General features: G+C 64.8%; 11 protein-coding genes. 8 read left to right on the top strand and 3 right to left on the bottom strand.

The features are described 5' to 3' along the window. The 3 genes from VMR39_RS08005 to VMR39_RS07995 all read right to left on the bottom strand — a co-directional run. A partial coding sequence (locus VMR39_RS08005; protein WP_325415449.1) for a sulfotransferase occupies nt 1-750 on the bottom strand: 750 nt, incomplete at its 3' end. 15 nt (nt 751-765) lie between these two features. Continuing rightward, nucleotides 766-2,037: a DegT/DnrJ/EryC1/StrS family aminotransferase gene (locus VMR39_RS08000; protein WP_325415448.1), complete on the bottom strand. Its 1,272-nt coding sequence runs from the start codon at nt 2,035-2,037 to the stop codon at nt 766-768. Further along, nucleotides 2,021-4,009, bottom strand: coding sequence for a nucleoside-diphosphate sugar epimerase/dehydratase (locus VMR39_RS07995; protein ID WP_325415447.1), 1,989 nt, complete (start codon nt 4,007-4,009; stop codon nt 2,021-2,023). Before VMR39_RS07995 ends, VMR39_RS08000 begins: the two co-directional genes overlap by 17 nt. Before the next feature lie 433 nt (nt 4,010-4,442). Here VMR39_RS07995 and VMR39_RS07990 point away from each other — a divergent pair, with 433 nt between their 5' ends. From VMR39_RS07990 to VMR39_RS07955, 8 genes are all read left to right on the top strand, one after another. Further along, complete coding sequence (locus VMR39_RS07990; RefSeq protein WP_325415446.1) at nt 4,443-5,624, top strand: glycosyltransferase family 4 protein; 1,182 nt, start codon at nt 4,443-4,445, stop codon at nt 5,622-5,624. Next, complete coding sequence (locus VMR39_RS07985) at nt 5,621-6,865, top strand: glycosyltransferase (protein ID WP_325415445.1); 1,245 nt, start codon at nt 5,621-5,623, stop codon at nt 6,863-6,865. The genes VMR39_RS07990 and VMR39_RS07985 overlap by 4 nt, the downstream gene beginning before the upstream one ends. Next, entirely contained in the window at nt 6,862-8,634 is a 1,773-nt protein-coding gene (locus VMR39_RS07980) for a sugar transferase (RefSeq protein ID WP_325415443.1), read from the top strand. The genes VMR39_RS07985 and VMR39_RS07980 overlap by 4 nt, the downstream gene beginning before the upstream one ends. Next, nucleotides 8,606-9,520 (top strand): formyltransferase family protein, encoded by a 915-nt coding sequence (locus VMR39_RS07975; RefSeq protein ID WP_325415441.1) that lies wholly within the window; start codon nt 8,606-8,608, stop codon nt 9,518-9,520. Before VMR39_RS07980 ends, VMR39_RS07975 begins: the two co-directional genes overlap by 29 nt. After that, nucleotides 9,517-10,203 carry a PIG-L deacetylase family protein gene (locus VMR39_RS07970; RefSeq protein ID WP_325415440.1) on the top strand — a complete coding sequence of 229 codons (687 nt, stop codon included), beginning with the start codon at nt 9,517-9,519 and terminating at the stop codon, nt 10,201-10,203. Before VMR39_RS07975 ends, VMR39_RS07970 begins: the two co-directional genes overlap by 4 nt. Further along, nucleotides 10,203-11,219, top strand: coding sequence for an ATP-grasp domain-containing protein (locus tag VMR39_RS07965; protein WP_325415439.1), 1,017 nt, complete (start codon nt 10,203-10,205; stop codon nt 11,217-11,219). The genes VMR39_RS07970 and VMR39_RS07965 overlap by 1 nt, the downstream gene beginning before the upstream one ends. 24 nt (nt 11,220-11,243) lie before the next feature. Next, nucleotides 11,244-11,954, top strand: a complete 711-nt coding sequence (locus tag VMR39_RS07960; RefSeq protein ID WP_325415438.1) for an HAD family hydrolase — start codon at nt 11,244-11,246, stop codon at nt 11,952-11,954. Next, the coding region (locus VMR39_RS07955; protein ID WP_325415437.1) for a glycosyltransferase at nt 11,951-12,323 on the top strand (373 nt) is incomplete at its 3' end. The genes VMR39_RS07960 and VMR39_RS07955, both read left to right, overlap by 4 nt.

Here is a 12,323-nt window from a genome sequence, read left to right as displayed (position 1 = left end):
CAGATAGCGCCGCACATCGTCGGGAAGGGGAGGATAGCGGACCGGGCGCGCGATCAGGTTTCGGGCGCCTTCGAACATCGCGTTGCCCCGTAGGGGCGCGACCAGCCGCTTGATCGGCGCAGGCAAGCGGCGCAGGGCCAGCGGGACCAGCGGAGAGGCGCCGTCATTGACTCGCGCCTCGATATGCGAAGGGCCGGGATTGGGCGGCAGGTCCAGAATTTGCAGCACGTCCGCCGTCACGCCGGTCGGATCGCGCTTGATATCCTCATGCAGGATGATCTTCAGCTGCTCGCCCGGGAAATGGTCAAGAAAACGGCGGACATGCCGGCCATAGAGGCCATCCTCCAGAAATCGCGGTTCGCTTGCCGTTGCGCGGTGGAGGTGGCGAGCGACATCGCCATCCACCGTTCCCCGGCGAAATAGCATGCAATAATCGGAATAGGCCCGCTCGACCGGATTGCGCAGCTGCGCAATCAACTGGACCGATGGGACCATCGCGGCGATGCGCGCAGGCGCCTGCGGGTGGGCGAGATAATCGGCCGATTTTTCCGCGACCAGCTGGCCTGGTCGGGCGTCCACGAATAGCGACCGATACCAGTCTTCACCCCTGTCGAAATCGCGGCTGAAATAATGCGGCTCCGGCCCCGGCATGAAGACATCGGATCGTGTACGGAGCTGTCGGGCGATCCAGGTGGTAGCGGCTTTGGCGGCGCCGATCACGATCAGGCGCGGAAGGGGCGATCCGGTCATCAGTCTCGTCACTCTTCAGGCTGTGGCGTTGGCGATCACCGACGCGACGATCATGCCCATCCGCTCGACCGTTCCGGCATCAAGCGTCGGATCGACCGGCAGCATCAGGCTGGTTTCGCCCAGCCTCCAGGAAACGGGCAGCCGGTTCAATGGTGCGGAAGGGCTACCGACAAAGGCTTGTTCCCGATAGATTTCGGGGCAGCTGCCAGCACCGCAGGGTACGCCGGCGACGATGCATTCGCCGATGATGCGGTCGCGATTCCACCCGCGCGCGAGCCTTTCCGGCTGCACGAAGGCATAATATTTATAATAGGCATGGTTCACGTCTGCGGGCGGCACGGTCAGCCGCACGGCAGGCAAACTCGCCAGTGCCGCGTCCAGGATGCGGGCATTACGCTGGCGCGTCTCGATCCAGCCGGGGAGCTTGCCGAGCTGGCACAGGCCGAGCGTCGCCTGCATCTCGGTCGCGCGATAATTGCTGCCCAGGCTGGCATGCAGCCAGCGGAAGGTGCCGGGGGCGCCATTCTGGTCGACCGGTTCGGGCAGCTTGCCATGATCCTTATAGGCCCAGGCCCGTTCCCACACCTTCCTGTCGTGCAGGACCAGCATGCCACCTTCGCCGCCGGTCGAGATGATCTTGTCGGTGCAGAAGGAAAAGGCGGCCGCGTCGCCTAGTGACCCGACCGGATCGCCGTCCTGCGCCGCGCCATGCGCCTGCGCGCAATCCTCGATTACCAGCAACCCCTGCGATCGGGCGAGTACCATGATCTCGTGCATGGGGGCGGGCCATCCGGCAAGATGGACGACGATCACGGCCTTGGTATTCGGCGTGATCGCCTGCGCGATCGTGCAGGCGTTAAGCGTCTGCGAGTCGGGGTCGACATCGGCGAAGACCGGTGTCGCGCCGATCGCCGCGACGCAACTGGCCGAGGCCATGAAGCTGCGCGCGGGAACGATCACCTCGTCGCCCGGCCCGACGCCGAGAGCGCGTAGCGCCAATTCCAGCGCCAGCGTCCCGTTGGCGACCGATATGGCGTGCGGCGCGCGGCACAGGTCGGCAAAGGCGCTTTCGAAAGCACGCGTCTGGTCGCCATGATGCAGCGCATTGACCCGGCCGCTGCGCAGGACGGCCGCGACGGCGGTGATCTCATCTTCCGCATAGACCGGCCAGCGCGACCGGATCGGTTCGCTCGCATGGTTGGACGCCAACGGGCTCGCCAAGGGGGTGAGATGGTCGAACCGGGCCGCAGCCGCGGTCGACAGGCTGGGTTCAATTGGCGTGAACATGGGCAGCACCATTTGCGCGGTTCGTCATCGGGACATGGCTCTGGACGAGCGTCGCCTTGCGATTGAGCAGATCCTTGGCGATGAAGCGGCAGGCGTCATCGTCGGAATCGTTGCTCGCTTCCTCCAATATGTCGAACGCCTCGGTCAGGGCCTGCATCGGGATCGGCTGGGGTTCCGCCTCGAACACGCCGGGGATGGACGAAGGTAGCCGTTCCTCTTCGGTGTCGAACAGTTCCTCGAACAGCTTCTCGCCCGGCCGCAGCCCGACAATCTCGATGCCGACATCGACATCCGGGTCGAGGCCCGCGAGCCGGATCATGCGACGCGCGATCTCGATGATGCGGATGGGTTCGCCCATGTCGAGTACGAAGATACGGCCATGGCAGACCCCGTCGCGCAGCCCGCGTGAGGCGCTTTGCAGGATGAGCTGCACCGCTTCATGCACGGTCATGAAGAAGCGCTCTATCTCTTCATGGGTGACGGTCAACGGGCCGCCCTTGCTCAGCTGGCGCTGGAAAAGGGGTATGAGCGAGCCGCTGGACCCCAGCACATTGCCGAAGCGGACGGTGATGAAGCGCGACGCGTCGGGGTCATTGCGCCCTTCCAGATCCAGCGCCTGACAGTAAAGTTCGCCCAGACGCTTGGTAACGCCCATGAAGCCGACCGGATTGACCGCCTTGTCGGTCGACACCTGCACCATGGCGCGTGCGCCATAGCGGCGCGCGGCATCGGCGACATTGCGCGTACCCAGCACATTGGTCTGGATCGCGGCGACCGGATGGGTCTCGACCAGCGGCACATGCTTCAGCGCAGCGGCGTGGAAGACCAGTTCGGGGCGCTGCTCGGCAAAGACCTGCATCAGTTGCTTGCGTTGGCGGATCGAACAGAGAACCGGCGTACGGTCGATCTGCGGATGATTTTCCCGCATCTCCAGATCGACTTCGTAGAGGTTGAACTCATTGGCGTCGAGCAGGACCATATGGGCCGGGGCGAAGGCGGCGATCTGGCGCGTCAGTTCGCGGCCGATCGTGCCTCCCGCGCCGGTAATCAGCACGCGGCGCCCAGCGATCATGCTGACCACGGCGTTGCCGTCGAGCGGTGCTTGGGGGCGGCCCAGAAGATCGGCAAGGTTGAGGAAGCGGAAGTCGAGCTTGACCCCCTGTTCGGGCGAAAAGCCGGTGAATCCGGGACGATAGGCGATGTCGAGATCGAGCATCTGGGCCTGCGACACCAGATCGACCATCGCCATGCCCTGAAGTCGTTCCACCGCGCCGGCGAACATGAGGCAGGCGGGCCGCTTGTTATCAGCGCTCAGCCGGCCAACGATCTGGGCCAGGTCGGCCGGACGACCGACGATGGGCACCCCGCGTAGCCAGGCGCCGACATGCTTGCCGGTTTCCTCAAGGATGCCGACCGGGCGGAAGCTGGCGTGCGATTCCTGTTCCAGTTGGCGCAAGAGCTGCTCGATATCATCGCTGGACCCGAACAGCAGCGCCGGGCGACCGGCATCGAGCGCATCGGCCGCAAGGGCAGGGGGATGGAACCGGCCAGCAAAATATTCGCCGACCAGTCGTCGTGTCATGCGTGCGCCACCCATCATCACGACGAGCAGCAGCCACTGGATGACGGGGATGGACCGCGGCAACCACCATTCGCCGCCCATGGCGAGCAGCAGGCCGGAGAAGATGGCGATTGCAACGGTCGCCGCCTTCATCACCACGAAGATGTCCCCGGTCGACGCATAGCGCCAGACCCGCCGATGCAGCCGCATCAGGGCGAAGGTTGCAACCGCTACCGCAACGAAGAGAGGCAGTGCCAATGGATGTTCCGCCAGAGCGGCGTCGGCGCGCGTGGAACCCACCCGCAGGCTGATTGCGAAGATGAAGGAAAGACCTGCGATCAGGCCGTCGATCGCGTAGATCAACAATGTCCGGCTTGGCGCCGAGAAACGATATTGAAATGCTGCTGCCATTTTCGGCCCCCTTTGCAGTTCGAGCACTGAACCCAGCGCGACCTCATCCTTGGCGACATTTCGTGATGATGTTCTGGGGCAAGGTTAGACAGGAAGCCGGGCCTCATTAAGTCGGGCATCAGGTTTCGTCCGAAGGGACAGGGGGGGCTATCCGTTCTGTCCGCAGCTAACCCTAAATGATTTATTAACTATAAGGCGGTGATTTCGGGCGGTGTTGATCTACGCCTTGTGCGCCAGCCGGTGATTTCGTCGATACCGCTTCGCATCGAGTCGCTTTGCGCTCATCCCTTTGGATAGTGTCCGTAGTTGCTGTGGCGGTGCTCCTGCCGAGTGACGACTATGCCTTCCCAGCAGACGGTTAGGGGGCCGTGATTCCCACATGCTACAGCTAGAAAGTCACATTGTTCCGCAGGTCGAGCCGGCGCCTTCACGGATGTCGGAAGAGGGCGTCCGTGTCCGTCCCGCGAGCATGGACAAATGCCGCGTCTGCTTTCCCTTCGCCGGCGGCCTGATCGGCGGAAGCCATATCTCGGCGATGAAGCTCATTCAGGGGCTTCATCACACGCAGTTCGAACCGGTAGTGCTGCTGCACAGCCTTGACGGCCCCTTGCCTGATTTCCTGACAAGCGCCGGCATCGCCTTTGAGCGCGCGCCGATCCATCATTATTGGCAGGCTGGCGGTGTGTCGTTGCGCGATCTGCCGCAGATGCCCGCCGACATCGCTCGGATTCGCGCCTTTTTGCGCGCGCGTAATATCCGCATCGTCCATACCAATGAAGGCGCCATGCACGCGACCTGGGGCATGTCCGCGCGGCTCGCGGGCGCCCGCCATATCTGGCATCATCGCGGCAATCCCCGGGCGGCGGGGCTGCGTTTCCTCGCGCCGATCGTGGCCGACCGCGTCATATGCGTGTCGAATTTCGCGTCGCCGCTACAGGGCCTCTGGTCCGCGCGTGGCAAATCGACCGTCGCATATAGCCCGTTCGATACCTCGATTGCGCATGTGGACCGTAAGGCAGCGCGATCCACGATCGAGGAACGGCTGGGCGTTGCGCCGGATACGGTGATCATTTCCTTTCTCGGCCATTTTTCGACGCGCAAGCGGCCGCTCGTCTTCGTCGAGACGATCGCGGCGATGCGGCGCGCCAGACCCGACCGGCGCATCGTCGGCCTGATGTTCGGGGACGAGCATGAAGCCGGCATCGATGCGAAGATCAGGCAGAAGATCCAGGATCTCGATGTTGCCGACTGCGTGCGCATGATGGGCTTCCTCCAGCCGGTGGAACCATGGCTCGCGGCGAGCGACGTGCTGCTGGTGCCTGCGGTCGAAGAACCGTTCGGACGTACCCTGATCGAGGCCATGCTGATCGGCACGCCCGTGGTTGCCGCCGCATCGGGTGGCAATATCGAGGCGATCCGGAACCGGGGGACGGGACTTCTCGCCCGGCCCGATGATCCGGAAGACCTGGCCGCGCATGTGCTGGGGGTCATCGAGGATCCCCGGATGGCCACGACCATCGCGCATCGCGCGCGGCAGGAGGCGCTACAGAAGTTCAGCGTCGAAACCCATGTGAACAAGATTGCCAGAATCTATCGGGAGGCACTCGCCATATGAATGCGCCTACACCCGCTGCCATATCCGCCATGCCCGGCCTCGTGCAGCACATCACCACCAGTCTCGACGTCGGTGGTGCGCAATCGATGCTGGTGAAGCTGGTCGAAGCCACTGCCGCCAAGCGCAACGGCGTCCGCCCTGCGGTGCTGTCGCTCATGCCGCCCGGCAGCTTTACGCATCGGCTGCGCCAGAGCGGCTGTCCCACCTATACGCTCGGCATGGCGCGGGGCTATCCGGGTCCGCTGGGCATACTCCGACTCCTGCGGATCACCGGGATGCTCCAGCCCGACCTGCTCCAGGGATGGATGTATCATGGCAATGTGGCAGCCAGCATGGCGCAACTCGCCGTCAAACGCAGGGTGCCGCTGCTCTGGAACGTCCGCCATTCGCTGGCAGACCCAAAGGTTGAGAAGTGGAGCAGCCGCGCGGTCCTGTCGCTGAGCGCGCGCCTGTCGCGCAATGTCGACGGCATCATCTATAATTCGCGGACCGCAGCGAAGGAACATGCCGCCTTCGGCTTCGACGGATCGCGCGCGATCCACATTCCCAACGGTTTCGACCTGGTCCGCTATCGCCCCGATGTCCATGCGGGCGATCGGCTCCGCAGCCTGTTCGGCATTGAGGACAGGCGCCCGATCGTCGCGATGGTCGCGCGCAATCATCCGATGAAGGACCATGCCATGCTGGCGCGGACGGTCGGAAAGCTGCGAATGTCCGGCCGCGACTGTCGGCTGCTGCTGGTCGGGCCGGGCATGGATACTCCCGGCGCCGCTCTGATGCAGGCGATCGGCGAATCCCTGCCGTCCGAAAGCGTCACCTTCGCGGGTGAACGGGCAGATGTCGCAGACTGGCTGCCGGGCGTCGACATGGTGGCGTTGTCGTCCGCCTGGGGAGAGGCATTCCCCAACATATTGGGCGAAGCGATGGCGTGCGGCGTGCCGTGCGTCGCTACCGATGTCGGCGACAGCGGCTGGGTGATGGGCGATGGCGGCCGCTGCGTGCCGCCGCGCGACGTCCAAGCCATGGCGGCGGCGCTGTCAGGGCTTGTCGACCTTGGCGACGAAGGGCGGCGCGCGATGGGCGCGGCCGGCCGGTCGCGGGCGGTCGCTCATTTCGACATCAACGACATTGCCGTCCGCTATCGCCGCCTCTATGCCAGCGCTGTTCGCCACGCCACGCAGGGCAGCGGGTCGGTCAGCGCCAGCGCGCTGGCGAGCGAGGCGGGAGCGCACAGCCTATGAAGGTGCTTGTTCTCGCAAGCCTGGCCTATTCGCTTGTCAATTTCCGCGGCGCGCTGCTGCGGCGGATGGTGGCGGAGGGGCATGAGGTGGTTGCCTGCGCTCCCGATGACGACCCCGTTACCTCCGGCGAGTTGGAAAGGATGGGCATTGCCTATCGCCGCGTGCCGATGGACCGGATCGGGACGAATCCGTTGCGCGACGTCGGCACTCTGTGGGCGATGTGGCGAATAATCCGCAGCGAAGCGCCCGACGTGATCCTGGCCTATACGCAGAAACCGATCATCTATGGCGGCATGGCGGCACGGATCGCCGCGCCGCGCGCCCGCTACTTCGCGATGGTGAGCGGCCTTGGCCATGTCTATTCGGACGATGAACCAGCCAGCGGCAAGCGCCGTTTCCTGCGGCCGCTGATTTCCGTCTTCTATCGTATGGCGATTGCGCGGGCGGCGGGAATTTTCGTTTTCAACGCCGATGACGAGGCGGAAATGCGCCGCCACGCCATCCTCTCGCCCCGGCAGCGCGCGGTGCAGGTGCCGGGTTCGGGCATCGATACCGACCAGTTCACGCAGCAGCCAATTCCTGATGGGGCACCGACCTTTCTCCTGGTCGCGCGCCTGATGCGCAACAAGGGCATAGGCGAATTCGTCGAGGCTGCGGCCATGGTGCGCAAGCAATATCCGGACACGCGGTTCCAGATTTTGGGGCCGCAGGAGCCGGGCAAGGCCGGTTTTGGTGTCGAGGAAATGGCGACATGGCAGGCGAAAGGCGTCGACTATCTCGGCGCCACCCGCGACGTCCGGCCGCATCTGGCGGCGGCGAGCGTGTTCGTACTGCCGACCTTTTATCGGGAGGGGCTGCCCCGGACCATATTGGAAGCCATGGCGATCGGCCGTCCGATCATCACGACCGACACGCCGGGATGTCGGGAAACCGTCCTGTTGGGTGAGAACGGCCTGCTCGTACCGCCCCGCGACGCCGATGCACTGGCGAGCGCGATGGCGCGGCTGGCGGCCAATCCCGACCGGATCATCGCCATGGGCGCCCGGTCGCGTCGGTTGGCGGAGGACCACTATCATGTCGAGAAGGTCAACAGCCAGTTGCTGTCGGAAATGGGTCTGCTCGGTCCATCGCTTCCATCTCCCGTAAGGCGGACGGAAGGTCGGGCGCTGGGCGACTATCCTGCCGTCGAGCGCACGCTCGCCGTGCTGGCCCTGATCCCCATGCTGCCGGTCATGCTCCTGCTGGCGGGAGGGGTGGCCCTTGCGCTTGGACGCCCCGTGCTGTTCCGGCAACGGCGGGCCGGGCTAGGCGGACGAGTCTTCGATCTCGTCAAATTCCGTTCGATGCGCGACCTGCGCGACGCGCATGGACAGCCATTGGCTGATGAGGCGCGGCTGACCGCCTTTGGCAGGCTGCTGCGCCGCAGCCGGCTCGACGAGCTTCCCGAACTGTGGAACATCGCGCGTGGCGAGATGAGCTTCGTCGGGCCGCGCCCGCTTCTGCCCGCCACGGTGGATGCCATGGGCGAAAAGGGCAGGCAGCGTGGCAGCGTGCGGCCTGGGCTGACCGGCTGGGCGCAGGTCAATGGCAATGCGCTGCTGAGCGACGCCGACAAGCTGGCGCTCGACCTCTGGTATGTCGAGCATCGCTCCTTCGGCCGCGATCTCTGGATTGCGCTGCGGACGGTAGAGACCGTGTTCGGGGGCGAACGGATCAGCCAGATGCATATTCGGAGGGCGTATGCGAGCGTTGCTGATCGGCGCGGTTGAAGGCACGCGCGTCGCGGCGCAGGCGATCGCCGATACGCCGGGCTGGACTCTAGCCGCGATCGGGACATTGCCGCCGGACCTGGCGTCGCGCCATTCGGATTTCGTCGATCTGGCACCCGTCGCGGCGCAGGGCGGGGCGGAACTGATCCCGGTCGCGGCCTGCAATGCGCCCGACTTCCTCGATCAGGTCAGGGCAATCGCCCCCGACATCGTCTTCGTGATCGGCTGGTCCCAAATATGCGGGCCGGACTTTCGCGCGGCGGCGGGCGGCCGGGTGGTCGGCTATCATCCCGCGCCGCTGCCCCGACTGCGGGGGCGCGCGGTCATCCCCTGGACTATCTTGCTGGATGAGAAGATCACCGCCTCCAGCCTGTTCTGGATCGATGAGGGCGTCGACAGCGGCCCCTTGCTGGCCCAGCATTATTTCCACGTCGCACCCGACGAGACGGCCGCCACACTTTACGCCAAGCATATGGCGGCGCTGGACGCCATGCTGCGCGACCTGCTGCCGCGCCTGTTGCAGGGCGACGTGCCGGTCAAGGTGCAGGATGAGAAGCTCGCAACCTATGCCACGCGCCGCCGGCCCGATGACGGGCGGATCGACTGGCGCCAGCCGGCCGAGGCGATCGAGCGGCTGGTGCGGGCGGTCGGCCGACCCTATCCAGGCGCATTCACCGGCGTGGGCGAGGATCGCATCACCATCTGGTCCGCGCGCGCCTGCGCCTGCGCCGACCGGCAACATGCCAGCCCCGGACAGGTGATCATGCGCGACGAACAGGGTTTCGCCGTCTGCTGCGGGGACGGGCGTGCGCTCCATGTGACGGAGTTTGACTCGGCGAGGGAACGCAAGCCCGCGCTGCACAGCATGTTGGGGGGGCAGGCGTGACGGACAGGATCGCCGACTTTGGTGTGACTCTGGTGATCGCGCCACATCCGGATGATGAGGTGCTGGGCTGCGGCGGCGTCATCGCGCGCCTCGCCGACGCCGGGCGCGATGTCCATGTCGCGATCGCGACGCGGGGCAGGGCGCCGCGCTATTCGCAGGAAGGCGCCGATCGCGTGCGGCGCGAGGCGCTCGCCGCGCATGAATTGCTGGGCGTCACGCGGACCCATTTCCTCGATCTGCCCGCCGCCGAACTGGATCAGGTGCCCCATGCCGACCTGAACGGCGCGATGGGTCGGTTGTTCGAGGCGGTGAAGCCCGACACGATCTTCCTGCCGTTCCTGGGCGACATCCATCTCGACCATCAGTTGATCTTCCGATCCGCCATGGTCGCCGCCCGGCCGCGGGACTGGCACTATCCGCTTCGGCTCTACGCCTATGAGACGCTGTCGGAAACCAACTGGGCTGCGCCGCAGATCGAGCCGGGCTTCGCGCCCAACATCTTCATCGACATTCATGAGACGCTGGAACGCAAGCTGGCCGCCTTCGCCTGTTTCCAGTCGCAATGCGGCGTCTTTCCGAACGAACGGTCGCCCGAGGCGCTGCGCGCGCTGGCCATGCTGCGTGGCGCGACCGTCCATCGCTATGCTGCCGAGGCATTTGTGCTAATCCGGGAGGTAATCTGATGCATCAGATGACGGGGGATCGGATGGGAGAGATCAAGTCGCGGTCGACGACGAGGAGGCGGCTGACGATACTGCTCTGTTCGGCAGGTCGCAGGGTCGAACTGCTGATCGCTTTTCGTCGCGCGGCCGGACATCTGGGTGTCGACCTCCAGATAATCGCCTGCGACCTCCAGCCCGAATGGAGCGCTGCCTGCCGCTTCGCCGACAAGTCGTTCCGCGTGCCGCGCGCCGATGACCCGGACTATGTCCCTGCGATCGAGGCGATCTGCCGTGACCATGGGGTGGGGCTGGTCGTGCCGACGATCGATCCGGAATTGCAACCGCTCGCAGATGCGCGCGCCCGGTTTGCGGGACTGGGCGCATGGATTTCGGTGAGCGATCCGGAACTTGTCGCCATCTGTCGCGACAAGCTGCTGACCGCCAGTTTCCTGAACGAACATGGCGTTCCTGTACCGCGCACTTTAGCTTGGGAGGATATGGATCCCAAGACATGGATCGGGCCTGCCATCATAAAGCCGCGGGGCGGCAGCGCTGGGCGGTCGATCCTGAAGATCGATGATATGGACGAACTGCCTGTTTCCGTGCCTGAACCAATGATCGTGCAGGAATTGCTGCGGGGCGAGGAGTGGACCGTCAATCTCTATTTCGATGATCGGGGCATTCTGCAATCGGTCGTGCCGCATCATCGCGTGCAGGTGCGCGCCGGTGAAGTGGAGAAGGGGGTCACTGGACGTCCGTCCATATTGCTCGACATGGCCGAGAAGCTGGCGGCCGCGCTGCCGGGCGCGCGTGGTGCGCTCTGCTATCAGGCGATCATCACACCCGACGGCAGTGCCAAGCTGTTCGAGATCAATGCCCGGTTCGGCGGCGGCTATCCGCTGGCCGAATCTGCCGGCGCCTCCTTCGCCCAATGGCTGATCGAAGCGCGGATGGGCATGCCGAGCAGCGCCGGCAACAGCTGGACCGAAGGGGTCATGATGTTGCGCTATGATGCCGCCATTTTCGTTTCCCCATAACCGTCTTCCCATGAGCGTCACGTCATGACCGTCACCATCGTGTTCGACATGGACGACACGCTCTATCTTGAGCGTGACTATATCCGCAGCGGCATAGCGGCTGTGGATCGCTGGGCCCAGTCGGCGCTGGGGCTGGAGGGGCTTGGGATAATCGCGCGCAGTCTGGTTGACGCGAGGCAATATGGAAAATTGTTCGATGCCGCCCTGGCCAAGTTGGGCGCCCCCATCGACCCGTCGATCATCGGCCAGATGGTGTCGGTCTATCGCGCGCATGCGCCCGATATTCGACTTGCGCCCGATGCGCTGGCCTTCCTGAAGGCCGGGCACGACTATGGCTTCGCGCTGATCAGCGACGGCTTCAGCATTGCGCAACATGCCAAGGTCGATGCGCTTGGCTTGCCCGGTTTCGGGCTGGACCCGATCATCTGCACCGACGACTGGGGGCGGGACTATTGGAAGCCACACCGGCGCGCTTATGAAGCCGTGCAGGCGGCTCATGCCGCGCGGTCGACCCGCTTCATCTATGTCGCCGACAATCCGGCCAAGGATTTTCTGACGCCGCGCGCGCTGGGCTGGGCAACGGTCCAGATCGACCGACCCCAAGCGGTTCACGGCCGGACGGCGCCCAGCGATGCGCATCGGCCGCATCTGGTCATCCACTCTTTCGATCAACTGAGCGAGGATATTATCGCTTCGCTGCTCGCAAATCTTTCACCAACGGAGCATATGGCATGAAGGTCGCCTTCGTCCTGGCGGGTTTGAGCGCGGGCGGTGCCGAACGGGTTATCAGCAAGCTTTCCGATGCTGCTCTGGCGCGCGGCTGGGACGTCACGATCGTGACCTTCGATCGGCCGGACGATCCGATATTCCATCCGATCGACCCTCGTGTCTCGCTCATCCGCCTTTCCCTGCCGACGGCAGGGAAAGGGGCGGCGGCATGGATGACGGCCGCGCGCCGCTGCTGGGCCCTTCGTCGTACTCTCGTCGGGAAGTTCGACGTCGTCATATCCTTCCTGACGAAGATCAATGTGCTCACCCTTTTGGCGACGCGTGGTTTGAATGTGCCTGTAATCGTGTCCGAACGGAACAACCCCGATCGACAGC

This window comes from Sphingobium sp. (assembly GCF_035511395.1).
GTDB lineage: Bacteria > Pseudomonadota > Alphaproteobacteria > Sphingomonadales > Sphingomonadaceae > Sphingobium.
This window is presented reverse-complemented; position numbering and strand designations above follow the sequence as displayed.

What these genes read in the sequence shown, in the direction of transcription:
- VMR39_RS07990 (WP_325415446.1), top strand. Translation starts at nt 4,443, where the DNA reads ATGTCGGAAGAGGGCGTCCGTGTCCGTCCCGCGAGCATGGACAAATGC.
- VMR39_RS07975 (WP_325415441.1), top strand. Translation starts at nt 8,606, where the DNA reads ATGCGAGCGTTGCTGATCGGCGCGGTTGAAGGCACGCGCGTCGCGGCG.
- VMR39_RS07995 (WP_325415447.1), bottom strand. Translation starts at nt 4,009, where the DNA reads ATGGCAGCAGCATTTCAATATCGTTTCTCGGCGCCAAGCCGGACATTG.
- VMR39_RS08000 (WP_325415448.1), bottom strand. Translation starts at nt 2,037, where the DNA reads ATGTTCACGCCAATTGAACCCAGCCTGTCGACCGCGGCTGCGGCCCGG.
- VMR39_RS07980 (WP_325415443.1), top strand. Translation starts at nt 6,862, where the DNA reads ATGAAGGTGCTTGTTCTCGCAAGCCTGGCCTATTCGCTTGTCAATTTC.
- VMR39_RS07985 (WP_325415445.1), top strand. Translation starts at nt 5,621, where the DNA reads ATGAATGCGCCTACACCCGCTGCCATATCCGCCATGCCCGGCCTCGTG.
- VMR39_RS07965 (WP_325415439.1), top strand. Translation starts at nt 10,203, where the DNA reads ATGCATCAGATGACGGGGGATCGGATGGGAGAGATCAAGTCGCGGTCG.
- VMR39_RS07960 (WP_325415438.1), top strand. Translation starts at nt 11,244, where the DNA reads ATGACCGTCACCATCGTGTTCGACATGGACGACACGCTCTATCTTGAG.